At 64.3% G+C, this 25,391-nt stretch carries 25 protein-coding genes; 14 read left to right on the plus strand and 11 right to left on the minus strand.

The genetic code is table 11. The features are described 5' to 3' along the window. Positions 1-365 precede the first annotated feature (365 nt). The 3 genes from RAD04_RS31290 to RAD04_RS31300 all read left to right on the plus strand — a co-directional run bounded on the left by RAD04_RS31290 (position 366) and on the right by RAD04_RS31300 (position 3,304). Entirely contained in the window at positions 366-1,607 is a 1,242-nt protein-coding gene (locus tag RAD04_RS31290) for an MFS transporter (protein WP_461626873.1), read from the plus strand. Positions 1,608-1,737: 130 nt separating this feature from the next. Beyond that, complete coding sequence (locus tag RAD04_RS31295) at positions 1,738-2,349, plus strand: PilZ domain-containing protein (RefSeq protein WP_026202686.1); 612 nt, start codon at positions 1,738-1,740, stop codon at positions 2,347-2,349. A 331-nt stretch (positions 2,350-2,680) separates the two neighbouring features. Then, positions 2,681-3,304 (plus strand): transglutaminase-like cysteine peptidase, encoded by a 624-nt coding sequence (locus RAD04_RS31300; RefSeq protein ID WP_461617946.1) that lies wholly within the window; start codon positions 2,681-2,683, stop codon positions 3,302-3,304. Between the two features lie 117 nt (positions 3,305-3,421). On the opposite strand, the gene RAD04_RS31305 is transcribed toward RAD04_RS31300, so the two are convergent. The 4 genes from RAD04_RS31305 to RAD04_RS31320 form a co-directional block, all read right to left on the minus strand. Further along, complete coding sequence (locus tag RAD04_RS31305; RefSeq protein ID WP_461626874.1) at positions 3,422-5,179, minus strand: CYTH and CHAD domain-containing protein; 1,758 nt, start codon at positions 5,177-5,179, stop codon at positions 3,422-3,424. Between the two features lie 466 nt (positions 5,180-5,645). Next, the gene (locus RAD04_RS31310) at positions 5,646-7,004 is read right to left on the minus strand and encodes a metal-dependent hydrolase family protein (protein ID WP_461626875.1); all 1,359 of its coding nucleotides are present in this window, start codon (positions 7,002-7,004) and stop codon (positions 5,646-5,648) included. A gap of 238 nt (positions 7,005-7,242) precedes the next feature. Beyond that, entirely contained in the window at positions 7,243-8,790 is a 1,548-nt protein-coding gene (locus RAD04_RS31315; protein ID WP_461626876.1) for an FAD-dependent oxidoreductase, read from the minus strand. A gap of 410 nt (positions 8,791-9,200) precedes the next feature. After that, positions 9,201-9,908 carry a GntR family transcriptional regulator gene (locus RAD04_RS31320; protein ID WP_461626877.1) on the minus strand — a complete coding sequence of 236 codons (708 nt, stop codon included), beginning with the start codon at positions 9,906-9,908 and terminating at the stop codon, positions 9,201-9,203. Positions 9,909-10,177: 269 nt separating this feature from the next. Between RAD04_RS31320 and RAD04_RS31325 the strand changes: the two genes are divergently transcribed. The 6 genes from RAD04_RS31325 (at position 10,178) to RAD04_RS31350 (ending at position 15,746) form a co-directional block, all read left to right on the plus strand. Then, positions 10,178-11,164 carry an ABC transporter ATP-binding protein gene (locus tag RAD04_RS31325; RefSeq protein WP_461626878.1) on the plus strand — a complete coding sequence of 329 codons (987 nt, stop codon included), beginning with the start codon at positions 10,178-10,180 and terminating at the stop codon, positions 11,162-11,164. 42 nt (positions 11,165-11,206) lie between these two features. Beyond that, positions 11,207-12,496: an ABC transporter substrate-binding protein gene (locus tag RAD04_RS31330; protein WP_201759936.1), complete on the plus strand. Its 1,290-nt coding sequence runs from the start codon at positions 11,207-11,209 to the stop codon at positions 12,494-12,496. Next, complete coding sequence (locus RAD04_RS31335; protein WP_461626879.1) at positions 12,496-13,455, plus strand: ABC transporter permease; 960 nt, start codon at positions 12,496-12,498, stop codon at positions 13,453-13,455. Before RAD04_RS31330 ends, RAD04_RS31335 begins: the two co-directional genes overlap by 1 nt. Positions 13,456-13,458: 3 nt before the next feature. Continuing rightward, on the plus strand, positions 13,459-14,337 hold the full coding sequence (locus tag RAD04_RS31340) for an ABC transporter permease (RefSeq protein ID WP_091966290.1): 879 nt from the start codon (positions 13,459-13,461) through the stop codon (positions 14,335-14,337). A 4-nt stretch (positions 14,338-14,341) separates the two neighbouring features. Beyond that, positions 14,342-15,073, plus strand: coding sequence for an aspartate/glutamate racemase family protein (locus tag RAD04_RS31345; RefSeq protein WP_461626880.1), 732 nt, complete (start codon positions 14,342-14,344; stop codon positions 15,071-15,073). A gap of 178 nt (positions 15,074-15,251) precedes the next feature. Continuing rightward, the gene (locus RAD04_RS31350; RefSeq protein WP_461626881.1) at positions 15,252-15,746 is read left to right on the plus strand and encodes a hypothetical protein; all 495 of its coding nucleotides are present in this window, start codon (positions 15,252-15,254) and stop codon (positions 15,744-15,746) included. Between the two features lie 176 nt (positions 15,747-15,922). On the opposite strand, the gene RAD04_RS31355 is transcribed toward RAD04_RS31350, so the two are convergent. Further along, positions 15,923-16,297, minus strand: coding sequence for a hypothetical protein (locus RAD04_RS31355; RefSeq protein ID WP_461626882.1), 375 nt, complete (start codon positions 16,295-16,297; stop codon positions 15,923-15,925). A gap of 102 nt (positions 16,298-16,399) precedes the next feature. Beyond that, complete coding sequence (locus RAD04_RS31360) at positions 16,400-16,738, minus strand: hypothetical protein (protein WP_461626883.1); 339 nt, start codon at positions 16,736-16,738, stop codon at positions 16,400-16,402. Positions 16,739-16,832: 94 nt separating this feature from the next. On the opposite strand from RAD04_RS31360, the gene RAD04_RS31365 reads away from it, so the two are divergent. Further along, the gene (locus RAD04_RS31365; RefSeq protein ID WP_461626884.1) at positions 16,833-16,997 is read left to right on the plus strand and encodes a hypothetical protein; all 165 of its coding nucleotides are present in this window, start codon (positions 16,833-16,835) and stop codon (positions 16,995-16,997) included. Positions 16,998-17,000: 3 nt separating this feature from the next. On the opposite strand, the gene RAD04_RS31370 is transcribed toward RAD04_RS31365, so the two are convergent. After that, positions 17,001-17,531 (minus strand): gamma carbonic anhydrase family protein, encoded by a 531-nt coding sequence (locus RAD04_RS31370; protein WP_461626885.1) that lies wholly within the window; start codon positions 17,529-17,531, stop codon positions 17,001-17,003. Between the two features lie 89 nt (positions 17,532-17,620). Then, positions 17,621-17,950 (minus strand): DUF6949 family protein, encoded by a 330-nt coding sequence (locus RAD04_RS31375; protein WP_018322105.1) that lies wholly within the window; start codon positions 17,948-17,950, stop codon positions 17,621-17,623. Positions 17,951-18,172: 222 nt separating this feature from the next. Here RAD04_RS31375 and RAD04_RS31380 point away from each other — a divergent pair, with 222 nt between their 5' ends. Beyond that, entirely contained in the window at positions 18,173-18,880 is a 708-nt protein-coding gene (locus tag RAD04_RS31380; RefSeq protein WP_461626931.1) for a hypothetical protein, read from the plus strand. A 191-nt stretch (positions 18,881-19,071) separates the two neighbouring features. On the opposite strand, the gene RAD04_RS31385 is transcribed toward RAD04_RS31380, so the two are convergent. Next, positions 19,072-19,971 carry a helix-turn-helix domain-containing protein gene (locus RAD04_RS31385; protein ID WP_461626886.1) on the minus strand — a complete coding sequence of 300 codons (900 nt, stop codon included), beginning with the start codon at positions 19,969-19,971 and terminating at the stop codon, positions 19,072-19,074. 197 nt (positions 19,972-20,168) lie between these two features. Between RAD04_RS31385 and RAD04_RS31390 the strand changes: the two genes are divergently transcribed. The 3 genes from RAD04_RS31390 to RAD04_RS31400 are packed head-to-tail and all read left to right on the plus strand — an operon-like array spanning position 20,169 to position 23,904. Then, positions 20,169-22,295: a molybdopterin-containing oxidoreductase family protein gene (locus RAD04_RS31390; RefSeq protein WP_461626887.1), complete on the plus strand. Its 2,127-nt coding sequence runs from the start codon at positions 20,169-20,171 to the stop codon at positions 22,293-22,295. Positions 22,296-22,297: 2 nt separating this feature from the next. After that, a complete protein-coding gene (locus RAD04_RS31395; protein WP_026202677.1) occupies positions 22,298-22,603 on the plus strand; it encodes a ferredoxin family protein in 306 nt (101 codons plus the stop codon). Beyond that, positions 22,600-23,904, plus strand: a complete 1,305-nt coding sequence (locus tag RAD04_RS31400) for an FAD-dependent oxidoreductase (protein WP_461626888.1) — start codon at positions 22,600-22,602, stop codon at positions 23,902-23,904. The genes RAD04_RS31395 and RAD04_RS31400 overlap by 4 nt, the downstream gene beginning before the upstream one ends. Positions 23,905-24,040: 136 nt before the next feature. Here the strand turns inward: RAD04_RS31400 and RAD04_RS31405 are convergent, their stop codons facing one another. Both RAD04_RS31405 and cysE read right to left on the minus strand, forming a co-directional pair. Beyond that, the gene (locus tag RAD04_RS31405) at positions 24,041-24,259 is read right to left on the minus strand and encodes a DUF3126 family protein (protein ID WP_007602550.1); all 219 of its coding nucleotides are present in this window, start codon (positions 24,257-24,259) and stop codon (positions 24,041-24,043) included. Between the two features lie 158 nt (positions 24,260-24,417). Continuing rightward, positions 24,418-25,242 (minus strand): serine O-acetyltransferase, encoded by an 825-nt coding sequence (cysE, locus tag RAD04_RS31410; RefSeq protein WP_018322099.1) that lies wholly within the window; start codon positions 25,240-25,242, stop codon positions 24,418-24,420. Between the last annotated feature and the right edge of the window lie 149 nt (positions 25,243-25,391).

Genomic DNA, 25,391 nt, shown 5'->3' on the forward strand with positions numbered 1-25,391 from the left:
CGCGTGCCAAGATGCAGGAATTCGTAGCCCTCATGAGCGAAGCGACATGCGGGATCAGTGGCCCCGGATATCGCTGCGCTCATCCGGGCTACGGCAGCCGCCACACACTCTACCGTCATCCTGAGGTGCGAGACGTGCGGCGCGTAGCGTCGCACGGGGAGCCTCGAAGGATGGGCTACGGGTTGCGGTCCTTGCGGTCCATCCTTCGAGGCCCACCTTGCGATGCGGACGCATCGCAAGGTGAGCACCTCAGGATGACGACGGAGTTCGTGGTGGCGGTGCATGGCAGATGCCCACACATCCAATTGTCTTGAGCCCTCACCCTCGACCGTGTAAGGCCGCAAGCATCCACCCAGGTGCCCCGCTTGAACCCCCTCCCCCAAAATCCCGTGGCTGCGTCCGGCTCGTTCGCGGCGATGAAGTCGGTGCCGTATCGGCTGCAGTTCATCGCCTATGTGCTGGCGATGATGGCCGACAACATCGAGCATGTGATCAGCTATTGGGTGGTGTTCCAGAAATTCCATTCGCCGGCGCTGGCGGGCTTTGCCGTGCTGTCGCACTGGCTGCCGTTCCTGCTGTTCTCGGTCGCCGTCGGCGGGCTTGCCGACCGGTTCGATCCGCGCCGCATCATCCAGTGCGGCATGCTGCTGTTCATCGTGGCATCGAGCGGATGGGGCTTCTTCTTCATCACCGACACGATCCAGATGTGGCACGCGATGCTGCTGCTGGTGATCCATGGCTGCGCCGGCGTGCTGTGGCAGACGCCGAACCAGCTGCTGCTCTACGACCTCGTCGGCCCCGCCGACCTGCCGAGCGCGGTGCGGCTGAACGCGATGGCGCGCTATCTCGGCATCCTGGTCGGGCCTGCCGTCGGCGGAATCATCATGCTGACGCTGGGCACCTCGCACGGCATCATCTTCAACACGCTGTTCTATCTGCCGATGCTGCTCTGGCTGTTCTGGGCGCCGGTGCGCGACAACAGCGTGGCGGTGCGGCGCTTCGCCGTGCGCGGCCTTGCCGACATCGTGCTGACCATCCGCGCCATCGGCACCCAGCCGACCCTGACGGCGATGACCTGGCTCGCCGGCCTCACCTCCTTCATGATCGGCAACGCCTATCACGCCCAGATGCCGGGCTTTGCCGGCGATCTCGGTCATGGCGATCCCGGCGTCTCCTACAGCGTGCTGCTCGCGGCCGATGCGGCCGGCGCGGTGCTCGCCGCTATCGCGCTGGAATCCTGGGGACGGCTCAAGGGCACGCCGCGCACCGCGATCCTGCTGGCCATGCTCTGGAGCGCGGCGCTGCTCGGCTTCGCCACAGTGCGGATCTATCCGGTTGCGATCCTGCTGCTGTTCTGCGCCGGCTTCTTCGAGCTGTCGTTCAACACCATGGCGCAGGCCCTGGTGCAGGTGAATGCCCCGCACGACATTCGCGGCCGCGTCGTCGGCCTTTATAATATGGCGGGGCTCGGGATGCGGGCGTTCAGCGGCATCACCGTCGGGCTGTTTGGCGCGGCGATCGGCATTCACTGGTCGCTCGGGCTGTCCGCCGCGGTGCTGCTGGCGCTGCTGCTCCTGCTGCGGCGGCGGGCGACGAGGCCGGGTTGAGCCCCCGGTGTGGCTTTTCGAACGCATTGTGTCTGTCCGTTACCGCCGCGCCCGATCCTAACGCGGCATTAACCCTATGCACCTTAGGGTCGTCCCGGACTCCGCCCGGGCGGGGGGTCGGGTGTTGAAAATGGCGTTGGCGAACAAAAAATTTCTTCCGGCCGCCGAAGAGCGTCGGCGTTTCCAGCGGGTGAAGGTACACCTGCTCGGCCGCTACATGCTGCCGGACCGCCGCGAATTCCCCTGCCAGGTGATCAACATGTCGCCGGGCGGCCTGGCGCTGCTCGCCCCCGGCATCGGCAATGTCGGCGACCGCGTCGTCGCCTATCTCGACCATATCGGCCGCGTCGAGGGCAAGATCACCCGCATCATCGACAATGGCTTTGCCATGACGATCGGAGCGACGCCCCGAAAGCGCGACAAGCTCGCGGCGCAGCTGACCTGGCTCGCCAACCGCGACATCCTCAATCTGCCGGAGGACCGCCGCCACGACCGTATCGTGCCGCGCAACCCGATCGCGGTGCTGACGCTCGAGGACGGCACCAAGATGACCTGCCGCATCATCGACCTTTCCTTGTCCGGTGCTGCCATTGCCGCGGAGAACCGGCCGCCGCTGAAATCGACCGTCATGCTCGGCCGGGTGCAGGGCCGCGTGGTCCGAAACCTCGAAGACGGCTTCGCGCTGGAGTTCGTCCACGCGCAGCCGATCGAGACACTCGAAGAGAGCGTTACCGCGCGGTAAAGCGCAGGGACGCCAAAACCCCTGTATTTCCAGCCTTGAAGGCGGCCTCCGCAATGCGGACGCCGCCTTTTTCGCGCGTGATCATGGGCCTCGCGCCGGTTAACGCGCGGCCCGTTTGCAGGTTGAAATGGCGGTTCCGCCAGCGTTTCCGCGTTAATCGATAAAACTTGAATCAATTGCAGTTGTTTCAAATTTTATGAGAATTCGATTCAAGTATAGATCGAATTCGCTGCGCCTTTTACTTGTATTCGTCTCGACTTGACTTGGTCGACTTAGCGGCAACTCAAAAGCTCCATGCGAAATGTGGTCCCAACAAGAAACGGGGGCCGCAATGTTTGACTTCAAGGGACAGGGGAAAGGGCTGGCGCTGGCTGCCATGCTCTTCGGGATCAGCGCGGCAGCGCAGGCCGGCGAGAGCCGTCTGCTCTACGCGAGCCTCGGTGACACCACGCGTGCGCCGATCGGCTGGGTCGAGTTCTGCGCGGACAATACCGCTCAGTGCCAGGGCGCGCCGGCACAGCCGCGCGACATCGTGATGTCGCAGGCCGCATGGCGCGACCTCGTCAAGGTCAATCGCTGGGTCAACGAGACCGTCAAGCCTTTGACCGACCAGGAGCACTGGGGCGTGATCGAGAAATGGTCGCTGCCGACCGACGGTTACGGCGACTGCGAAGACTACGTGTTGTTGAAGCGCAAGATGCTGATCGATGCCGGATGGCCGCGCCAGGCCCTGCTGATCACCGTCGTGCGCGACAAGAAGGGCGAAGGACACGCGGTGCTGACGGTGAAGACCGACAAGGGCGAGTTCGTTCTCGACAATCAGAACGAGAACGTCGTTGCCTGGACGGAAACCGGCTACCGCTTCGTCAAGCGCCAGTCGCAGAGTGATCCCAACGTCTGGGTCTCGCTGGGCGATACCAAGCCGGCGGTCTCCACCGCCAGCGCCAGAGATTAAGAACGAGACAAGGAGTTACGCGACCCGGTCACATCCCCACCCCTCCCCGTCCCAGACCGGTTCGCGCGCGCCCAGCCATCCCCCAATGGCTGGGCGCAACTTTTTTGGGTTCGGTGATCAGTCCCGTGAGGACCAAGGCACGCGCGCGGTGGTGAAATCGCGCCAGGTGCCTTGCAAGGCGGGCTTGATACCGATCGATGCACGCGCCTGCCAGCCGGCAATTGCTGCGGCGGCGATGGCGCTGTCGGGCTCGGCTCCGAGCCCGTCGAGCAGCGAAGCCGTGACCGCCATGTCGTTGTAGGCGCCGAGCTCCTCCTGCAAGCCGGCGAGCCTGCGGGCAAATTTCCTCGCGGACTTGCGATCGGCAAACAGCGGCAGCAGGAACTCGCTGAGATAGCGCAGCCGCTTGGTCGCGAGCCGCACCCGGTGCAGCTCTTCCATCGTGAGCGACTTGAACCGGCGGCCGCGCTTGAGCACCTTGCCATACTGCTCGGACAGAATGCGCTGTGCGAAGTTGACGGCGGGCTCGGCGAGCCGGCCGAGATCTTCGGCGGCGACGCCGTTGCGCCAGCCCCGTGTCTCGATCCAGTTGCCGAGGCCGATCAGGAACATGGCGCAGCGGCGATCGTCGAGCGCGTGATGGGCCTTGCGATAGGCGTCGGACTGGCGCCCGGCCGCAGCCCGGCCGAGCGCATCGAAGCCGGCGATTGAAGGGCAAGCCTTCGCGATCGTCGGCAGGGTCTCGCGCTGGAACACATCCCAGTCGCGTGCGGCGGACAGGTCTTGCGCCAGCCAGCGCGCCTCCGAGCGCAGTGCATCGAGATTGCTGAGCGCGCCGACCGAGCGCATCAGGTCGAGCGCCGATCGAATCCGGCGCAGCGAGACACGCAGCTGATGCACGCCTTCCGGATTGCGCCCGTCCTCGGCCGGCGGCAGCGACTGAAGCAGATGCAGGAAGCACGAACGTAGGATCGTCGCGAAGGCTTCGTCGAGTGTCACCGAAGGATCGAGGCGAAGTTTTCGCGGGCGTCGTGCCGATGGCGGCGCGCCCGCGGCAAGATCGAAGCCACGCGCCGACTTGCTGCGGATGGACGGCTTCACCGCGCCATGCTCCGCCAGCCGCAACGCGATCTCGTAGATCGTGCTCGCGCTGCCGCTCTTGAGCTCCAGCTCGATCTCGCTCACCGGCAGCGATCGATCACTCGCGGTGAGCACGCCCTGGTCGAAGGCGATCTCGACCGTGCCGGACGGCAGGTCGATCATCCGCGCGTGGCGATGGACGTCGGCGGTGAAGATAGCTTCGAGCGGCTGCGCTCCGAGATGGCTGCGAAGCTTCTCCGGAATGAACGACATCGCCAGAGCGAGATCGGGCGCAAGCGAGGCTACGCTCGCCTCCCACTCGCCACGGCGCAGCGGATCATCCGCTGTGTCGGTCTTCACGGTCTGCACGAAGCGCGCGCCGCTCTGGCGAACGCGCAGGCTGAGGCCGCTGCGCCGAAGCATCCGATCGGGCGTATCATAGTAGACGGATTTGAGGTGTTTTCGCGTGCCCTTGTTGCGTGCATTCGCCGCGATGACCGGCGCGGCGTTGAAATGCGCCATGCGATCGGCATCGACGAGCAGCTTGAGCTCGATTTCACCGGGGTGCGCGGCAAGGCTCGACCGAGTTGGTTCCGGAGCAGGCGGGGCATCTTGCGATGGCGTCTGATCACTCACAGCGCCCTCGACGATCGCAGGTTCCGCGCCGGGCTCGGCCTGTTCAATCTGCCTGAGGAAGCCGGCGACGACTTGCGTTCTCTTGTTGTCCTTCGGAACAGGATTCCCGTCCGGCGCACTCGGGGTTTTGCGAGCCGGTGTTGGGTCTGATTTCAGCATTTACGATGACATGACAGTTTAATGACAGAGCGACAGCATATAGCCCGTCAGGCCGGCGAGGAATAGTCCCGTTACGTCGCGCTGCGTGATTATCGACACGACGTGCAGACGCAGAAATCCGGCAAGGCTTGTCACAATCCGGCGCGCCATTACGAACTAAATTGCCCGCGAGCGCAGCAAGTGATCGAATTGACGAGCGAATTCGCTGTTCTCGAAACCGAAACGAACGCATCAGCGAGTTTGACTCATGCTAGCCGAGAAATTCTTCCTGGTTCTGGAGACGCTGAGAAGCCATGCCTCCGATGACAGGCCAGGAATTATGACAAGCCCTGGGCGGCCTGCGGCAGTCCCGGAGATCGCGTCCGGGTCGCCGCGCAAAAGGCCGGTTGCGGAGGATCGCCCCTAGGAGCGATCCCGCCACCTCATGTCTGGCAGGCGCGCAGGATGTGATCGACGCGCGCGCTTGTCAGCGTGCGAGGATGTTCTTGTAGACCTTGCCGTCCTTCATGATCACCACAAAATTCTTTGCGGGATTTTCGACGAGCTTGATGTTGTCGAGCGGATTGCCGTCGACCAGCAGGAGATCGGCGAACGCGCCCTCCTCGACCACACCGAGCTTGCCTGGATAGGGATTTCGCGGACCCGACAGGCTCAGCAATTCGGCATTGGCCGACGTCGCCATGGCCAACGCTTCGGCCGATGTGTACCAGCGCGTGAGCGCGGCCAGCATGGCGCCCTGTCGATCCGCCAACGCCTGCGAGAACAGGACGTCGGTGCCGAACGCGGTCTTGATGCCGTACTTCTTCGCGAGCGCATAGACGCGGTCGGTTCCGGCGACCACCTGTCTCATCTTGTCCTGCTCGGCGGGTCCGAGCGCGGCTGCAGCGGAGATATCCAGGAACGGTTGCGTGCTCAACCAGATCCCCTTCTCGGCGATCAGCTTGGCGCTCGCCTCGTCCATGAGATGACCGTGCTCGATGCATCTGACGCCGGCCGCGACCGAGCGCTGGATCGCGACCGATGTATAGGCGTGCGTAGCAACATAGGTGCCCCAATTGTCGGCGGCTTCGACCGCCGCGCGCAGCTCGGGCTCGGTGAAGGTGGAGACGTCGAGTGGGCTGAAGGGCGATGCAACGCCGCCGCCTGCGGTGAGCTTGACCTGCGAGGCCCCTTGCATGAGCTGCTCGCGCGCGCGCACGCGGACCTCGTCCGGACTGTCGGCCACCATGCTGGCGCCGATCCGCTCCATGCGGCTGAGCATGCCGCCGATCGTTCGCGGCAGATCGGAGAGCTGGCGGAAGTCGCCGTGACCGCTGGTGACGGTGATTACGGCGCCGGAGGGATAGATGCGGGGACCTGCGACGAGGTCCTCGTCGATGGCCTGCTTGAGGCCGAAGCTCGGCCCGCCCATGTCGCGCACGGTGGTGAAGCCGCGCATCAGCGTGGCTGTCGCCTCGCTGGCGGCGAGCAGGTTGTTATAGCCGACATCGCCCGCAAGCGCGGCCATCGGCGTCGGGCGCACCAGCATCGCGTGCCAATGCGCGTCGATCAGTCCGGGCATCAGCACGCGGCCGCCGCCGTCGATCACCTGGCCGGCGGCCGCGATGTCCGCGGTCGAAATCTTCTCGATCTTCCGGTTTCTGACCAGGACGTTGGACGCGGCTGAGAGCGCGGCGCTCTTGCCGTCGAATATCCGCACGTTGCGAAGCAGGACGGCGGAGTCCTGCTGGGCCTGTGCAGAGGACGCACTGCCGAGGATCGTTGCAACGGCCGCAAGCAGCGTGGCGATTCCGGACACTCTGGCCGGCATCCTCAAACCCAACATGGCCGGCCTCCGCTGAGGTGCAGGGCAACGCGAGGGGTGATGGCAGGCACGCAACTTCTACGCGCCATTGGACGCCGACGTCTGGCCGCCGTCAACTGGCCACCACAGCGGCAAATATGCAGTCCTGCCATCTGCATTGGCGGGAGGTCGCCGCGGTCGGCTCCAATTTGAATCAAAGAGATATCGCCGTGTGCGAAATCAGGGAACTCGCCCAGCGCGTCCGCGAGGTCCTCACGCCTCACTCGGCGGCTTCAAGATTGGCCGGTTTGTCGATGTCGCCGAGAGGAGACACCGCAGGGCCGTTGAGCGCGGTGCCATCCGGGGCGAATTGCGAACCGTGACACGGGCAATCCCAACATTGCTCGAGCGCATTCCAGTGCACGACGCAGCCGAGATGGGTGCAGCTTGCCGAATGCAGATGCAAATGTCCGTTCCGGTCCCGGCACGCCGCGATCTTCTTCAGGCCGCTGCGAACAAGGCGTCCCTCCCCGGGGCGCAGATGTTCGACGCCCGCGATCTCGCTCGCCGTCAGATACTCCGCGAAATTCTTCAGCGGCGTGATGTTCTCGCTGATGAATTCGCCGAGGTTCTTCTGAATCTTCCGTGCCGGGGCGTAGACCTCCTCCCACGGGCTCGCGCCGGTCATGACGAGATCCGCAATCAGCATGCCCGCTACCAGCCCGTTCGTGATGCCCTGTCCGGAGTCACCGCTGACGATGAAGAGGTGCTCCTCGCCGGGGCTGCGGCCAATGAAGCCGACGAAATCGCTCGGCTCCAGCACCTGACCTGACCATCGGTGAGTGACCTCGCGCAGCGCCGGCAATCGCTCGCGCGCCCAGCGTTCGAGCGCGGCAAGGCGCTGTGCGCCGTCGTCCGCTTCACCGGACTTGTGATCTTCGCCGCCAATGATGACGAGATCCTCGTCCGCGGAGAGCGGTTGGAGCCTGACATAGTGATAGGGATCGAGCGTGTCCCAGTACAGCGCATCCTCCAGCGCGCCGGCCGGGATTTTGGCGGCAAGCGCATAGGTGCGGTAAGGCGCCTGCTTGGTATGGATCGCCACTTGCACATTGACCGGCGAGTTCGTCGCGACGACCACGTCGGCGGCATGGACCTCGTAGCCCGAGGCGGTCGTCACGATCATGTCGCCACGCTCTTGCCGGATGCTTTCGACGCAGGTGTCGGCACAGAGCTCCGCCCCGCGGCGCTGAAGTGCGCCGGCTAGGCCAGCAAGATATCGGGTCGGGTGCAGGCGCGCCTGGCGGGCAAAGCGCAACGAGCGCACCAGACCTCCAGAATGGAATACGGTCGGCTCGGCGCAATCTTCGACGGGGATCCCGAGCTTGCGACAGCAATCCAATTCCTCATCCAGCTCGGACGCGGGCGTTTCGGGCGCCTGCACCCAGTAACCGTCGACACGCCGAAAATCGCAATCGATGTGCTCGTCGCGCTGAATGGCTTGGGCGCGGTCGATTGCGGCTTCGACGCTCTGATAATAGTGCCGCGCACAATCAGGGCCGCGGACCCTGACCAATTCGCCGTAGCCATCGTCGAGCGCCGTCGCCAGATGCGCCGTGGTGCGCGCCGTCATCCCGCTGCCGATACCGCCTCGATCGAGCACGGCGACCGAACGTCCATGGCAGGCCAGTTCATAAGCCACCGACAGCCCCGCTATTCCGGAGCCGATGACAACGACGTCGACGCCCACGGTGCGCGACAGCGCGGGGGCATCCGCGACCGAAACATCCATCCAGAGCGATCGCGTGTACTCGTCCCGTACGTTCATGATGCTGCTCCTTCGAAAAGGACAAACGATGCGGCAGAAAGCGAGTTCCTACCCGCCCCGCGGAGCGCAAACGCCATCGAAAGTCACGGCGTTGATTAGGAACCTTCGTCGCGCTCGCGCTTGAACCGACATGAAAGATCCATCACCCGGGATGCGCAGGGCATTACGTCACGCCCAACTGTACGGCCACTTGCTGGTCCGAAATGACAGGCTGTATTACCCAGGAGGTAACCATCCCATCTGCTCGGTGCAGCTTGCACGGGAGATGGTCAGGTCAGGATGGATGACGAAGCGAGGCGGCGAGTACGAGATCACCCCAGACGGGCAGCTCGCCGCAGAACGCGAACTCAGCCACTGACGCGGGATCGCGGCTCCGGCGCAGATTCCTGGCGCTTTAAGATCGATGCGGATCAGACGCCCAGCACGTCCGCAAGCCGCAGCTCGTCGGCGGCGGGGTCCTTGAGGAACAACTCGTCCTCGATCTCGGTCAGATGCGACAGCATCTGCGCGCGCGCCGCCTGCTTGTCGCGCTTGCGGATCGCGGCGACGATGCCGGCGTGATGATCGGTGCCGCAGGCCGGTGTGTCGTGGCGGCGGTACAGCAGGATGATGAGCGAGGAACGCGCGATCAGCTCCTTGAGGAAGCCGAGATAGATGCTGTGGCCGCTCATCTCGGCGACGAGCTTGTGAAACTCACCGGAAAGCCGAACCGAGGCGCGCGCGTCGCCGCGCAGCTCGGCCTCGCGTTCCTCGGTAAGATGTTGCTGGAGACGATCGAGCCAGGCCGGCGACATCGCGTCGATGGCGTGATCGACGATGGTGGGCTCGATCAGGCGCCGCGCCTCGAACACCTCGCGAGCATCGGCGGGCGTGGGGCGCGCGACGAACGCGCCGCGGTTCTTCTCGATGTTGACGATGCCCTCATGCGCAAGTTGCTGCAGTGCGCTGCGGACCAGCGTGCGGCTCGCGCCGTAGATCTCACCGATCTCGTCCTCGCCGAGCTTCGTGCCCGGCAGCAGGCGATGCTCGAGGATCGCGGCGGTTACGCCCTCCCGGATGCGGCTGACCCGATCGCTCGCATCTGGCGCGTCGGATTTGGGGCGGGACTTGGCGGCCATTGGTTCGAGAGTTGGGCTTGAGGGCTCGGTCGACGACGTTCGCTTCGAATGTTAGTCGACGACCTGTATCCAATCACAGGCGAAACTTTATACAATCTTCGCCTATTTTGTGTGCAAACGACTGCGCAGGCGGCGGGCAGCCCGGATGCACCGGATTCGATCTAACGATCTGACTCCGCTGCACAGTTTTGAGAAATCGGCGGACCGAAGCTGGTTGGCACGGACCTTGCGGAGAGAGGCCGGAAGCACCGCCCCTCCTCGGACACGCCATGGCCACTCCCGCCGCTCTCGAACTGGTCGCCGTCACCAAGCGCTACGACACGACGCTGGCGGTCGACACCGTCAATTTGAAGATCCCGGCCGGCACCTATTGCTGCCTGCTCGGCCCGTCCGGCTGCGGCAAGACCTCGACCCTGCGGATGATCGCGGGCCACGAGGCGGTCAGCGAGGGCGACATCATCCTGGGCAGCCAAAACGTCACCGACCTGCCGCCGGCCGAACGCGGCACCGCGATGATGTTCCAGTCCTACGCGCTGTTTCCGCATCTCAGCGTGATCGACAACGTCGCCTTCGCCCTGAAGATGCGCGGCGTCGACAAGCCGACGCGGCACAAGCGCGCCGGCGAACTGCTCGAGCTGGTCGCGATGAGCCAATATGCGGGCCGTCTCCCGGCCCAGCTCTCCGGCGGCCAGCAGCAGCGCGTTGCGCTCGCCCGCGCGCTGATCACCGAGCCGCAGATCCTCCTGCTCGACGAGCCGCTCTCCGCGCTCGATCCGTTCCTGCGCGTGAAGATGCGCGGTGAATTGAAGCGGCTGCAGCGCGAGCTCGGCATCAGCTTCATCCAAGTCACCCACGGCCAGGAAGAGGCTATGGCGCTCGCCGACCACATCGTGGTGATGAACCACGGCCGGATCGAGCAGCAGGGCACCGCGCGCGACATCTTCCACCATCCCCGCACCGAATTCGTGGCGCGCTTCATCGGCGGCCACAACGTGCTCAGCGACGCCGGCAACCTGATCGCCGTGCGCGCCGATCAGCTCGGCATCGCTCCGTTCACGGACGGTGCGTTCGGCGCGCCGGCGCGGCTGATCCAGACCGAATACCAGGGCTCTTACATCGCCGTCTCGCTCACGCTCGACGACGGCACCGCCCTGTTCTCCCACGTTCCCGAAGCCACCTTCGACGTCCACCCGTTCCGTCCGGGCGATCGCGTGCTGGCCACCTGGGATCCCGCCAAGGCGCAACGCCTGCAATAGCGCCGATCGATCACTGGAATGCGCAACAGAGGAGTGACTGACATGAGCGAGACCATCAGGACAAAGGGCGTCAGCCGCCGCACGCTGCTCAAGGGCACCGCCAGTCTGGCCGGCCTTGCCGCCGGCTCCGGCGCCATCACCGGCTTTCCCTATGTGAAGTCGGCCGAGACCAAGGTGCTGCGCTATCTCGGAACCGCCGTGAACGAGGGCGACGACATCTCCAAGCAGTGCCTGAAGGACACCGGCATCAAGATCGAATACATCACCGCGACCACCGACGATGTCACGAAGCGCGTGATGACCCAGCCGAACTCCTTCGACGTGCTGGACACCGAATATTTCTCGCTGAAGAAGATCGTGCCGTCGGGCAACATCCTTGCGCTCGACGCCAGGAAGATCAAACAGTTCGACAACATCACACCTGTCTTCACCAAGGGCGAGACGCCCGGCGGCAAGAAGATCGGCGGCCAGGGCACCGCGCCCTGGAAGGTGCTCTATCTCGAAGGCAAAGACTCCAAGAAGTTCGCGACCTCGGCGACTGAATTCGTCACGCTGATCCCGACGGTCTACAACGCCGACACGCTGGGCATCCGCCCCGACCTGATCAAGCGCCCGATCGGCTCCTGGTCCGAGCTGCTCAACCCCGAATTCAAGGGCAAGGCCTCGATCCTCAACATCCCCTCGATCGGCATCATGGACGCCGCAATGGTCGTGGAAGCCACCGGCAAGTACAAATATGCCGACAAGGGCAACATGACCAAGGAAGAGATTGATCTCACCATGAAGGTGATGACCGAGGCCAAGAAGGCCGGCCAGTTCCGCGCCTTCTGGAAAGACTTCAACGAGAGCGTCAACCTGATGGCATCAGGGGAAACCGTGATCCAGTCGATGTGGTCGCCGGCAGTCACCAAGGTCCGCTCGATGGGCATTGCCTGCACCTTCCAGCCGCTGAAGGAAGGCTATCGCTCCTGGGCCTCGGGCTTCTGCGTCTCCAAGGGCGTGTCAGGCGCGAAGCTCGAATGGGCTTATGAATTCGTGAACTGGTTCCTGTCCGGCTATGCCGGTGCCTATCTCAATCGTCAGGGCTACTACTCTGCCGTGCTCTCCACCGCGAAGGCACATATGGAGCCCTACGAGTGGGCCTATTGGATGGAAGGCAAGCCGGCCGAGAAGGACATCAAGGCGCCCGACGGCTCGCTGCTCGAGAAGGCCGGCGCCGTGCGTGACGGCGGCTCCTATGAGGACCGCATGGGCGGCGTCGCCTGCTGGAACGCGGTGATGGACGAGAACGACTACATGGTCCGCAAGTGGAATGAGTTCATTGCGGCGTAATGGACATGTCGGAAGAGGTCCTGCAACAGGCGTCCCCGGGCTTGATCCCGGGGTCGGGCACAGCGCGCGCGGCGAAGCCGACGCGCCTGTCGCCCTCCTTCATCTCCTGGCTCCAGGCCGGGCCGATGATGCTGGTGTTTCTGGCCTTCTTCCTCATTCCGCTCGTCTTCGTCGTCATCGTCTCGTTCTGGGACTACAACGAATACCAGTTGCTGCCGGCCTTCTCGGGCCGAGGTTACACCGACACGTTCGAAGGCTGCATCGCGCAGCTGCCCGACCTCTGCACGATCGGCAAGACCTATCTGAAGACGCTGAAATTGTGCTTCCTGGTCTGGGCGATCACGTTGTTCATCGGCTTCTGGGTCGCCTATTTCCTCGCCTTCCATGTCAAGTCCAAGACCTGGCAGATGGGATTGTCGCTGCTCTGCACGATCCCGTTCTGGACCTCCAACGTGATCCGCATGATCGCCTGGATTCCGCTGCTCGGGCGCAACGGCCTCGTCAATTCCGGCCTCGTCAAGACCGGCCTGATCAACCAGCCGCTGGAATGGCTGCTGTTCTCCGAATTCTCGGTGGTGCTGGCGCTGGTGCACCTCTTCACCTTCTTCATGGTGGTGCCGATCTTCAATTCGATGATCCGCATCGATAAGTCGCTGATCGAAGCCGCCTACGATGCCGGCGCGACCGGCTTCCAGACGCTCGTCAACGTCATCATCCCGCTGGCAAAGCCGGGCATCGTGATCGGCTCGATCTTCGTCATCACCATCGTGATGGGCGACTTCATCACCATCGGCGTGATGGGCGGCCAGCAGATCGCAGCTGCCGGCAAGATCATCGAGACGCGGGTGAACGCGCTGCAATTCCCGGCCGCCGCGGCCAACGCCGTGATCCTGCTCGCGATCACCTTCCTGATCATCACCATGATGTCGCGCATCGTCGACATCAAGAAGGAGCTCTAGAGCATGAAGGAAGGACGCCCGCGCTCTTTCTACGTGCTCGCGATCTTCTTCGCGGCCTATGTGCTGTTTCTCTATGGGCCGATGATCGCGATCTACGTGCTGTCGTTCCAGGGGCCGCAGGGCGGCCTCACCTTCCCGATGAATGGCGTGTCGACCTTCTGGATCGCAAAACTGTTCCAGGGCACCGGCATCGTCGATCTCGGCGCGGCCTTCCGCCGCTCGCTGCTGCTCGGCGTGATCGTGATGATCGTCACCGTCGTGCTGTCGGTCGCTGCCGGCATGGCCTTCCGCAGGAAGTTCAGGGCGCAGAGCATTCTGTTCTATTCGGCGATCGCGAGCCTGATCGTGCCTTCGATCATCACCTCGCTCGGCATCTCACTTGAGTTTCGCATCATCGACGATCTGATCAAGGCGCATTGGAACGAGAATTTCGAGACCTCGATGGGCCTGCTCACATCGGGTCTCGGCGCACACCTGACCTGGACGTTGCCGTTCGGTCTTCTGATCATGTTCGCGATCTTCAACCGCTTCGATCCCCGCCTCGAGGAAGCCGCGCGCGATCTCGGGGCGACGCCGTGGCAGACGTTCCGCCATGTCGTGCTGCCGATCATCCTGCCTTCCGTGATCGGCATCGGCCTGTTCGGCTTCACGCTGTCCTGGGACGAGCTCGCCCGCTCCAGCCAGGCGATCGGGGCGGTGAATACGCTGCCGCTCGATCTGCAGGGCCTGACCACCACGGTGACGAATCCCGACATCTACGCGCTCGGCACAGTGATCTCGGCTGTCTCGTTCACGGTGATCACGCTTGCGCTCGGCACCATCCACATGCTCAACAAGCGGCAGGCGGCCAAGGGTTCGGACGCCGGTAAAGGGCTCGTCTGATCCGATGCGGCTGCACGTCGTCAATCCCAACACCACTGTTACCATGACGGCGAAGATCGCCGCTGCAGCGCGCAGCGTCGCCCTGCCCGGCACGGTGATCGACGCGCGGCAGCCGACGATGGGCCCGGTCTCGATCGAGGGATTTTACGACGAAGCCTTCGCCGTGCCCGGCATGCTCGGCTGCATCCGCGAGGCCGACCGCGATGGTGCGGAGGCCCACATCATCGCCTGCTTCGACGACACCGGCTTGGATGCCGCGCGCGCCGTCGCGAAGGCGCCGGTGATCGGCATTGGAGAGGCTGGCTTCCACCTGGCGAGCCTGATTGCCGCGCGCTTTGCCGTGGTGACGACGCTCGGTGTCTCCATCGTGCCGATCGAACATAATCTGCGGAAATACGGCCTCGCTGATCGCTGCGCCCGCGTACGCGCCGCCGAGGTTCCGGTGCTCGCGCTCGAGGAGCGCAACACGGACGCGCTCGCAAAGATCTCCACGGAGATCACGGCCGCGATCCGTGACGACCGGGCGGAAGCCATCGTGCTCGGCTGCGCCGGCATGGCCGATCTCGCCGCTGAGCTCGCCACTACCCACGGCCTGCCCGTGATCGACGGCGTCGCTGCAGGCGTGACGCTGGCGGAATCACTGGTGCGGCTGGGCCTGAAGACCTCCCGGCTCGGACCCTATGCGGCCCCGCGATCCAAGATCTATTCCGGGCCGTTTGCGCCGTTTCAACCTTGATTCTCACAGCAGGGCGGAACCGTGGAGGCCGCAAGGCCCGCTGATTCCTGGTTTTTTGGCCCTTAGCCTCTTTTTGGTCCCATTCCTTGCGGAAACGTAACACTTTCGGGACGCCCCCGGCGACCTCTGGTTGCCGGTCTTCGCCACTCACCAAGTTTCAATTTGGGTTTTGTCAGCGATGATCGATCTCGCCCAGGACACACCGTCGAACCCCCTGTTTCGCCTTGGCGCCCAGCCCATCGCGCTGACCGCCGCTGCGCTCCTGCTCCTGATCGCGGGGGTGACCTCGATCGCGATCTGGCGGGCCTATACCGGCGCCGCTCCTGAAGCCGACCGGGTGGTGGCATCGCGGCAGCTCCAGGCCCGCACGGCCCAGGCCTCCGAGCAGCTGGTCGAGAAGACCAAGGGGCTGGAGGCGACGCAGCAGGAATCGATCGACCAGCTGCAGGTCGTGCAGGACCAGCTCCAGACGATGAAGCGGCTGATGGCGGCGCAGCAGGCCGACACCAAGCGCCTGTCCGAACAGGTCGCATCGCTGAACGAGTCCATCGACGGCCTGCGGCAGTCGTTTGCCAGCGCACGGGCGACCGAGGTTGAAACGCCCTCGGTTACCCGCAGGAAACCAGCGCGGCACCGTGTCCACGCCAGTGCGCGAAAGCGCTCGCGCGGCTGAGCGTCCGCCACGCGGTGGAACTTTTATTTTCGCGACTTGTGAACTGGATCACATTCAGCCGTATGATTCCGCGCGATGGTCGCCCTTACCGGATGGCGTGAGCCGATTTCAATGTCCGGGGCTGGCAAGGTCGTTGACGGTATACTGCGTCAACGGCCTTGTTTTTTTGTGGGACGCTATTCGCAGACGTCCACGCGGCGGATGCGCCAGCCCGCCGGCGTCATGACGCGCTTGCGCGCGACGTAGCAGCCGCCATAACCATCGTTGTAGTCGCCGTAGCCGGTACTATAATAGGTGGGACCGCCGTAATAGGGGTAGCCGTAGCCGTAATAGCCGCCGTAGTAGCCGGCGCCGGCGATGCCTGCCCCGATCGCGACACCTGGCCAGAAGCCGCCGCCATGCCAATGGCCGCCATGGCCCCAGCCACCACCGCCATGACCCCAGCCACCATGGCCGCCGCCATGCCCAAATCCCCCTGCGTGGGCCACCTGCGGCGCCGACAGCCCGACCGCCGCGACGGCCAGCGCCGCCATCATCATCTTGCGTAACATCACTCGATCCTCCGCGTGGACACGCTCCACGCTTCAAAGCGGATCAAGCTAACGTCACTTGGGCATTCGGGACAGCCAGGCTGTCTCACTTCCGCGCGACCATCAGCAGCCGCGGCAGATGCTCTTGAGCTTCTTGTCGAGCATCCGATTCTCGGCATTGACGGTGGCGTCGGCGCTGCCGCCTGTGCCGCTGCCGGTCGTAACTCCGGAGCCCGGGCCGGATGACTGAGCCGTACCCAGGCTGTTGGTGCCGGGCGGTGGAGCCGGTGAGTTGGCGACGCCTCCGCTCGATCCGACGGAGCCTCCAGTCGATCCCGCAGCGCCTCCGGTCGATCCGGCAGAACCGCCGCTCGCCTGCGCGAACGCGACGGCCGGCATCGCCGCAAGGGCGAAGATCACCATCATGGTCTTGATTGAGACGGTTGCAGGCGATGCGGCCATGAGACTTCTCCTTTACCGGTCAACCGCCGCGGCGAAGGCCGGTTCCGGAACAAATGCCGTCACATCAGCTTGAAAGCGAGGAGGCTCAATCACGATGACCGATCGCGATCCTTTTGCAGAAGGCGAACGCGCCGCGCGCGACAACATTCCGGCTGAGGCCAATCCCTACACCGACGGCAGCGACGAGCACGCGCTATGGGCTGCCGGCCACGAGAGGGTTGCAGGCGCGATCGAAGCGCGCGAATCCGAGGGAAGCTGAGCCTCAACCGATCCGCTTCAGGCCCTTTTTGAAGCGCGGACCATTGGCGACATAGAACCTCGCCGCGCTCCCCATTCGCTGCACCTGGGCGTCGTCGAGCGTGCGGATCACGCGCGCCGGTGAGCCGATGACGAGGGAACGTTCGGGAAATTCCTTGCCCTCGGTGATGACGGAACCGGCTCCGACGATGCTGTTGCGACCGATCTTCGCCCCGTTCATCACGATCGAGCCCATGCCGATCAGCGCGCCCTCCTCGATGGTGCAGCCATGAAGGATGACATTGTGGCCGACGGTGCAGTTGTTCCCGATGATCAGCGGAAAGCCGAGATCGGTGTGGCAGGTCGAGCCGTCCTGCACGTTGGCACCCTCGCCGATCTCGATCCATTCATTGTCGCCGCGCAGCACCGCGCCGAACCAGACGCTCGCGCCCGGCTTCAGGCGCACGCGGCCGATCACGGTGGCGGTCTCGGCGATGAAATAATTGCCGTCGGCGGGAAGGTCGGGCGCCTGCCCGTCGAGCTCGTAGATCGCCATGGAGGTCTCCTGTCGCGTTGACCACTGGCATAGCCAAACGGCAGCCGCGACGCAAAGGCCTCGCGCCGGCAGCGCTCAAAGCGCGGGCGTCAGCCCAGAACGCCGGCCGCGCGCAACGTCATCAGGAAGAAGGTGCCGCTCATCATGCTCCAGAAGCCGGCGATGAGGGTCGCCATCATCACGAACTCGGCGCGGCGGCTTTCCACCCGCATGCCGCGCAGCGTGTTGCGCATGATGATGAAGGGCGCGGCGAACACCAGGAACGGCACCGCCGCGAAGGTCTTCGGCGCCACGCCGTCCTGCAACAGGCCGAAGCCGGCGGGCCGCTGCGCGAGCGCCTGGTATCCGTTCACGAGCGCGCCCGCGAGCGCGAAGCCAATGCAGATCGAGAAGAAGGTGTTGAAAGCTTCAGGTGTCATCGGAACGGTCCGCCCTTACGCAACGCCGAGCATTCCTGTGACAAATGGAGCCGGTTAACGCTACATTATCCTTAAGGGAAGGTTAACGCCGCTGTCCCTTGCACGCAGGGCCGCCCCCGCCCCCCGCGGCCGGGAACGCTGCGCGAAATCGCCGCCGCATGGCATATTCGCCGCTGATTCGTCGGCTACCGGCCGATGTCCGGCTCGACCTCGCGCAAGCTCATGACGGTGTTTTCGGCAGTTCCCCATAGGTCCCCCCGCACGCGCACCTGGGCGCATGCCGTCCCGATCGTGCTCGGCGGCATTGCTGCGGTCTGCGCGGTCGCGCTCGTCGCCTATCTGTTGTGGCCGACCTGGGGCACCCGCGGCGCGAACGCCCCCGACAAGCTGCCGGTAAGCGTCGGCGGCACGCTGTTCAACCTGCCGGTGACGGCGATCCGCATGAAGATCCAGCGGCACTCCGGGCCGCAGGAGCGCATCGATCTCGACTTCCTCTATCCCTCTCTCGAGCCGCCCGGCGCGCCGAAGCACGTCACCGCCGACACGGTGGAAGCGGCAGTGCAATCGATCGACCGCATCTTCCTGTCGATCACAGCCCACCACGATGCGCTTTCGCCCGAGCAGCGAACGGCCACGATCTATCCGCGCTATCTCGACCAGGCCGCAGCGACGCCCGCGGACGGCCTGACGATGCGGATGTTCCGGACTGAGACCCCTTACGGCAGCGAAGACTTCTATTCGGCTGCAAGCCCCGCGCTGACCGCGCGCTGCACCCGCGATGCGGCCACCCCGGGCATGTGCCTGTCCGAGCGCCGCGTCGGCGGCGCCGACCTCACCTTCCGCTTTCCGCGCAGCTGGCTGTCCCAGTGGCGCGACGCGGCGGACGCAATGGACAGGCTGACGGCGCAGCTGCGCGGGCCGAAGGGGTGAGCCGCGAGATCGGCTTGCAGTCAACCCCTCACCGAACAAAATCTCGAAAAACAACCCCATGCACAGTAGCCAAGTCACGGCCGCACTTCGTATTTTTAGATATTCGTCTTTTCCGAATTAAAAGCTTGACCCATCGGGCAAAACCCGTGGGGATCTCAAGGCCACATCATCCATACTTGATGCGGGCAGGCTCAATCCTGCCCCTTCCGCGCCCGATAAAGGCTCGGCGTCGTGCCGACCGCCTTGCGGAAGGCGCGGTTGAAATTGGCCTGCGAGGAAAATCCCGCGGCAAAGGCGATATCGACCAGCGGGCGATCGCTGGTCGACAGGAGCCGCTTGGCGAGATCGAGGCGCTGACGGCTGACATATTCGTGCGGTGCAGCTCCGGTCGCCGCCTTGAAGCTGCGGGAGAAATGCGCCGGGCTCATGCAGGCCACCGATGCGAGATCCTTCACGGTGAACTCGCGCTCGACGGATGCGTCGATGAATTCCGTGACACGCGACAGGCGCCTCGCATCGAGCGGTTTCTGCACGGCACAGGATTGCTTCAGCCGGACTGAACTGGCGGCGTAGCTGTGCACCAGATGGGCGGACAAGGCCCGCCCCAGGCTTTCGATCAAAAGGCGGCCTGTGGAGGTCTCCTGCGCGAGCTCCGCGAGAATGCGGTCCGCGACGTGCTCGATGAACATGTCCCGATCGATCGTCTCGTAACGGATGGACATGCCCGAGGGATCGATGTCGAGATCCCTGAGCATGGTGTCGTCGAACGGCTTGCCCGGAAGAAAGAGATGCAGGCATTCCTGCATCTGGTTCTCCACGCGGATGAAGTCTTCGCGGATGCCGGCCGGGCAGAGCCAGACGGTGCCTCTCCTGCCGAAGGTGCGCTGCCGCATGCCGGCGCCTTCGCGGTCGACGACCGAACTGCCGCGCAGCAAGATCGCGATCTCGGTGTCGCGCGGCAATTGCGGAGGGAGATCGCCCGGCTCATGACTCCATCGCTCGGCCAGGAGATGCCCCCACCGCCGGTCGTTGGACGTCTGGAGCATTCTGCCGGTCACATATTTATCGACAGAGTTGCCAAGCATACCCATCGGAAATCTCCGCCAGATCACGCGATGTATGGGTAGAGAGGTATTGCCGGTTCCAGCAATTAGCATGCCAGACAACCGGCAGGGCGTCCACCGGCCGAGAGCAGTCCGGGACAACAACACCGCACGTTTTGAAAAGCCAAGGCGGGCCCGGCCGCCGCATTCTTCGGACCGTCTTGAATCAGGAAGCGGAGAGATCCATGGCGAGGTCCACGGTCATAGGCGCATGCCCCCACGACTGCCCCGATACCTGCTCCATCCTGACCACGGTCGAGGACGGCAAGGCGATTGCCGTCCGCGGCAATCCCGATCACCCGTTCACGCGCGGACGGCTCTGCGTCAAGGTCAACAATTACGAGGAGCGCGTCTACAGCGACAAGCGCATCCTCCATCCGCTGAAACGGGTCGGCCCGAAGGGCTCCCGGCAATTCCAGCGGATCTCCTGGGACGAAGCCATCGACACCATCGCATCGCGCTGGACCTCCGTGATCGCCGAGCACGGCGCGCAGGCGATCCTGCCCTACAGCTATCTGGGCACGCAGGGCATCATCAACGGGCTGAATGTCGGAGATCCCCTCTTCAACAAGCTGGGTGCGACAGTGCTGGAGCGCACGTTCTGCGACTCCGCCTCGTGCACAGCGTACATGATGACGATCGGGCACACGCCCGGCGTCGACCCCGAAAGCTTCGTGCACTCGAAATACATCATCCTGTGGGCCTGCAACACGCTGAGCACGAACTCGCATCACTGGCCGTTCATCGAGCAGGCAAAAAAGGCCGGCGCCAAGCTCGTCGTGATCGATCCCGTCCGCACCCGCACCGCGCGCCTCGCCGACTGGCATATTCCGATCCGGCCCGGCACTGATGCCGCGCTCGCGCTGGCGATGATCCACGTCATCATCAAGGAGAACCTTGTCGATCGCGACTACGTCAACAAATACACCGTTGGCTATGAGGAGCTGGCCGAGCGGGCCGCGACCTACACCCCCGAATTTGCCGCGCAGGAAACTGGCATTCCCGTCGACGACATCCTCAAGCTGGCCAGAGAATTTGCGACCACACCGCCCGCCGTCGTACGCATCGGCGTCGCGGTCGAGCGGCATGCCGGCGGCGGTCAGACCGTGCGTGCGATCACCTGCCTTCCGGGGCTGATCGGCGCCTGGAAGCATGTCGGTGGCGGCCTGCTCCAGCTGCCAATCTGGGCCTTCCCGGTCAGATGGGACGTGCTGATGCGGCCCGATCTGCAGCCAGAGACAATGCGCGTGCTCAATTCCTGGCGGCTTGGAGCTGCGCTGACCGGCGAGCTCGGCTTCGACCCACCGGTCAAGGCGCTGTTCGTCTACAACGCCAACCCGATGGCGATGGTGAGCGAACAGGCCAAGCTCGAAAAAGGGCTCGAACGCGAGGATCTCTTCACCGTCGTCAGCGAGCACTTCCTGACCGACACCGCCAGATATGCCGACATCGTTTTGCCCGCAACCACGCAGCTCGAGCAGAAGGACATCATGTTCTCCTGGGGGCACCTTTACCTCTCCTACAACAACCAGGCGATCGCGCCGCTCGGCGAAGCCGTCTCCAACACCGAGCTGTTCCGCCGCCTGGCGCGCGCAATGGGCATCACCGACCCCACTTTCTTCCGGACCGACGACGAAATCATCGAAGCTTCGCTCGACTGGAGCAGCCCGGTTCTCGAAGGCATCACGCTCGACGGCGTCAAGACCAAGGGCTATGCGCGCCTCAACATGCCGGCGCCCGCCGACTGGGCGCCGCATCGCGAGGGCAATTTCCCGACCGCCTCCGGCAAGTGCGAGTTCAAATCGACGATCGCGGGCGGCGGCAACTTCGTGGTGCCGCTGTTCCGCCAGGGCTACAACGGCGACCAGGATGCCACGCCCGTCGATCCCCTGCCCCACTACATCCCGCCGAACGAGAACCCGCGCACGGCGCCGGTGCTCGCGACGCGCTACCCGCTCAGCCTGATCTCGCCGAAGAGCCACGCCTTCTTGAACTCGAATTACGGCAATCTTCCCGCGCAAACCGCCCAGGCCGGCGAAGAACAGGCGGTGCTTCTCAATCCCGATGATGCCGCACAGCGCGGGATCGTCGCCGGCGCGCCCATTCGCGTGTTCAACGATCGGGGCTCATTCGAAGCCTTTGCGACCGTTTCGTCCGACATCATGCCTGGAGTCGTGGTGGCGCCGTCCGGTTACTGGCAGCGGTCCAATCGCAAGGGCGCGACGGTCCACGTTCTGACGCCGCCGGCCTTCGCCGACCTCGGCCGGGCCCCGACATTCTCCGACATCCTCGTCCAAGTCAGCGGGGCGTGACGATGACTTATGTGGTCACCGACAATTGCCGGGGGTGCCGATACACCGAATGCGTCACGGTGTGTCCCGTCGAGTGTTTTCACCTCGATGAGTCCATGACCTATATCGATCCGGAAAACTGCATCGACTGCGGCGGCTGCGCGCCGGCCTGCCCGGTCGGTGCGATCGAGCCCGACTATCGCCTCGCAGCCGACAAGAAATTCTGGATCGACGTCAACCGCAAGCGCGCCGCCGAAACTCCCGTCATCAGCGCGCGCCTGGTGCCTCTGCCGGGCGCCGACGAACGCCGCCTGGCGCTCGGCCGATGACGGGCGGGACGCGCGTCGCCGTCGTCGGCAGCGGACCGAGCGGCTTCTACACGGCCGAGGCCCTCTTGCGTTCCGGTACATCTGTGACGGTTGACATGTTCGAACGGCTCCCGGTGCCGTACGGGCTGGTGCGGTTCGGCGTGGCGCCCGACCACCCGAAGCTCAAGCAGGTGACGGCAGCGTTCGACCGCATCGCCGCCGTGCCCGGCTTTCGCTTCATCGGCGGTGTCACGGTCGGAGACGATGTCACGGTCGACGAGCTGCGTGAGGCCTATGACGCCGTCGTGTTGGCAACGGGCGCCGAACTGAGCCGGCCGCTGGGCATTCCGGGCGAAGCTCTGCCCGGGAGCCACAGCGCCGGCGATTTCGTCGCGTGGTACAACGGACACCCCGATTTCGCCGATCTCAGCTTCAATCTCGACCATGAGGCGGCAATCATCATCGGTCACGGCAATGTCGCACTCGACGTCGCACGCATTCTCGCCAAGTCCGCCGACGAGCTGCGACAGACCGATATCGCGCGCCACGCGCTCGAGGTGCTGGCGGCGAGCCGGATTCGCGAGATCTCCATCGTCGGCCGCGGCGGACCGGTGCAGGCCAAATTCAGCGCCAAGGAATTGCGCGATTTCCTCGAATTGAGGTCATGCGACACGCTCGTCGACGACCGCGATGTCATGCCGAAGGACTTTGAAGCGCAGCATCCCGCAGATCCGGAGCTGGTCGAGAAGCTATCGCTGCTGCGCGGATTTTCGCAGCAGACCGCGACCAGGCCGCGCCGCTGTGTCTTTCGATTTGGCTTCTCGCCCTTCGCGATCCACGGACGAGACCGGGTGGAGACCCTCTCGGTGACGCACCGGTCCGGCGCCGTCGAGGACATCGCCGGCGGCCTCGTGTTCGGCAGCGTCGGCCGCAGGACGGCGCCCGTCACCGGCGTGCCCTACGACACACATCGCGGCGTTCATGCCAATGCCAATGGACGTGTCACGAACGGGCATTGCGTGATCGAGGGCCTCTATGCCTGCGGATGGAGCAAGCGCGGTCCGAACGGCACGATCGGCACCAATCGCGGCTGCGGCATCGCCACGGCAGAGGCCGTGCTGGCGGATCTTGCGCATCGGCGAGCGCGCCCGGACACGCCGGATGCGCTGCTGGCACGCGTCGTTGGCCGCGTCACCCGCGTCGTGAGCTATCCGGACTGGATGGTGATCGATACTGCCGAGAAATCCAGGGGAGCCCTGCTCGGCAAGCCGCGGGAAAAATTCGTCACAATCCCCGACATGCTCGCAGCGGTGGGCGCGTAACCCCGGAACCGATCGCGTCACCGGACCGCGCTAAAGCGCGATGCGATCAGGGTGAATCGTCATCGCGCTTTAGGTTGTTGTTTAAGCATGATCTTTTCGGAAAACCGCGGCGCACTTTTCCGGACCACGCTCGCATCTATTCCTGATCGACGAGATCGTCCTCGAGGATCGCCATCTGGAACTGGAACGAGCGATCGTCGTCCTCGTCGTCGACGAAGAGCACGCCGATGAATTCCTCGCCGATATAGACTTCGGCGGAATCGTCCTTCTTCGGCCGCGGCACGACGCGGATCTTGGGATTGCCGAATACGCGCTTCAAATACGCATCTAACTTTCTGACTTCTTTGACGTCCACGGCAAGTCTCCGATCGAAAATGGTCGGCGGGTTTTAGGACGAGACGCGACGAACCGCCAGCATGAATTGCCAAAGAATTTGGGGACCGAAAGGGCCGAAAATCCGGCCCTTTTCGCCTTCAAAGCCAGGTCTTAAGCCCCAAGTCTCAAAGCCCCTTCTCAGAGTCCCATGGCGTTGATCATCTGATCCATGGTGCGCGACGGTTCGGCGCACCCGGCCTCGCCGACGACCTTGGCAGGCACGCCCGCGACGGTGACGTTGTGCGGCACGGGCTTGACCACGACCGAGCCGGCGGCGATGCGGGCGCAATGGCCGATCTCGATGTTGCCGAGGATCTTTGCGCCGGCGCCGATCAGCACGCCATGGCGGATCTTCGGATGACGGTCCTCGTTCTCCTTGCCGGTGCCGCCGAGCGTGACGCCGTGCAGGATCGAGACGTCGTCCTCGATCACCGCCGTCTCACCGCAGACGAAGCCGGTGGCGTGGTCGAGGAAGATGCCGCGGCCGATGCGCGCGGCGGGATTGATGTCGGTCTGGAACACCGCGGAGGCGCGGCTCTGCAGGTAATACGCAAAATCCTTGCGGCCCTTCAGCCAGAGCCAGTGCGCCAGGCGATGGGTCTGGATGGCGTGAAAGCCCTTGAAGTAGAGCAAGGGATCGATGAAGCGCGAGGTCGCGGGATCGCGATCGTAGACGGCCACGAGATCGGCGCGGAAGGCGTTGCCGAGATCAGGATCGTCGCGTAGCGCCTCGCCATAGGTCTGGCGCACGAGGTCGCCCGACAGTGCGGAGTGATCGAGCCGGTCGGCGACGCGGTGGATCACCGAATCTTCCAGGCGGCTGTGATGCAGCACCGTCGAATAGATGAAAGTCGCAAGCTCGGGCTCGCGACGGACGATGTCCTCCGCTTCGCCCCGGATCCGGTCCCAGATCGGATCGAGCGATGCGAGCTTTCCTCCCGGATTGACCTGATGCACTGCCATGGATTTGCTCTTTGGAATTTGCTCTTTCGAGTGGGCTCGTTTTGCCGGCTTTATAGCATAGTCTAAGCGACGAAGTCCTGACCGGCTTGCCTGAGAGTGAACAGCGCCTTGCCCCGCGAAGGCATGCCAAGACGTTGAAACACAACAGT

It is taken from the genome of Bradyrhizobium sp. 25ACV, from assembly GCF_054863005.1.

Coding starts and splice junctions, on each gene's coding strand:
- RAD04_RS31295 (WP_026202686.1), top strand. CDS start 1,738: ATGGCGTTGGCGAACAAAAAATTTCTTCCGGCCGCCGAAGAGCGTCGG.
- RAD04_RS31300 (WP_461617946.1), top strand. CDS start 2,681: ATGTTTGACTTCAAGGGACAGGGGAAAGGGCTGGCGCTGGCTGCCATG.
- RAD04_RS31305 (WP_461626874.1), bottom strand. CDS start 5,179: ATGCTGAAATCAGACCCAACACCGGCTCGCAAAACCCCGAGTGCGCCG.
- RAD04_RS31310 (WP_461626875.1), bottom strand. CDS start 7,004: ATGTTGGGTTTGAGGATGCCGGCCAGAGTGTCCGGAATCGCCACGCTG.
- RAD04_RS31315 (WP_461626876.1), bottom strand. CDS start 8,790: ATGAACGTACGGGACGAGTACACGCGATCGCTCTGGATGGATGTTTCG.
- RAD04_RS31320 (WP_461626877.1), bottom strand. CDS start 9,908: ATGGCCGCCAAGTCCCGCCCCAAATCCGACGCGCCAGATGCGAGCGAT.
- RAD04_RS31325 (WP_461626878.1), top strand. CDS start 10,178: ATGGCCACTCCCGCCGCTCTCGAACTGGTCGCCGTCACCAAGCGCTAC.
- RAD04_RS31330 (WP_201759936.1), top strand. CDS start 11,207: ATGAGCGAGACCATCAGGACAAAGGGCGTCAGCCGCCGCACGCTGCTC.
- RAD04_RS31335 (WP_461626879.1), top strand. CDS start 12,496: ATGGACATGTCGGAAGAGGTCCTGCAACAGGCGTCCCCGGGCTTGATC.
- RAD04_RS31340 (WP_091966290.1), top strand. CDS start 13,459: ATGAAGGAAGGACGCCCGCGCTCTTTCTACGTGCTCGCGATCTTCTTC.
- RAD04_RS31345 (WP_461626880.1), top strand. CDS start 14,342: ATGCGGCTGCACGTCGTCAATCCCAACACCACTGTTACCATGACGGCG.
- RAD04_RS31350 (WP_461626881.1), top strand. CDS start 15,252: ATGATCGATCTCGCCCAGGACACACCGTCGAACCCCCTGTTTCGCCTT.
- RAD04_RS31355 (WP_461626882.1), bottom strand. CDS start 16,297: ATGTTACGCAAGATGATGATGGCGGCGCTGGCCGTCGCGGCGGTCGGG.
- RAD04_RS31360 (WP_461626883.1), bottom strand. CDS start 16,738: ATGGCCGCATCGCCTGCAACCGTCTCAATCAAGACCATGATGGTGATC.
- RAD04_RS31365 (WP_461626884.1), top strand. CDS start 16,833: ATGACCGATCGCGATCCTTTTGCAGAAGGCGAACGCGCCGCGCGCGAC.
- RAD04_RS31370 (WP_461626885.1), bottom strand. CDS start 17,531: ATGGCGATCTACGAGCTCGACGGGCAGGCGCCCGACCTTCCCGCCGAC.
- RAD04_RS31375 (WP_018322105.1), bottom strand. CDS start 17,950: ATGACACCTGAAGCTTTCAACACCTTCTTCTCGATCTGCATTGGCTTC.
- RAD04_RS31380 (WP_461626931.1), top strand. CDS start 18,173: ATGACGGTGTTTTCGGCAGTTCCCCATAGGTCCCCCCGCACGCGCACC.
- RAD04_RS31385 (WP_461626886.1), bottom strand. CDS start 19,971: ATGGGTATGCTTGGCAACTCTGTCGATAAATATGTGACCGGCAGAATG.
- RAD04_RS31390 (WP_461626887.1), top strand. CDS start 20,169: ATGGCGAGGTCCACGGTCATAGGCGCATGCCCCCACGACTGCCCCGAT.
- RAD04_RS31395 (WP_026202677.1), top strand. CDS start 22,298: ATGACTTATGTGGTCACCGACAATTGCCGGGGGTGCCGATACACCGAA.
- RAD04_RS31400 (WP_461626888.1), top strand. CDS start 22,600: ATGACGGGCGGGACGCGCGTCGCCGTCGTCGGCAGCGGACCGAGCGGC.
- cysE (WP_018322099.1), bottom strand. CDS start 25,242: ATGGCAGTGCATCAGGTCAATCCGGGAGGAAAGCTCGCATCGCTCGAT.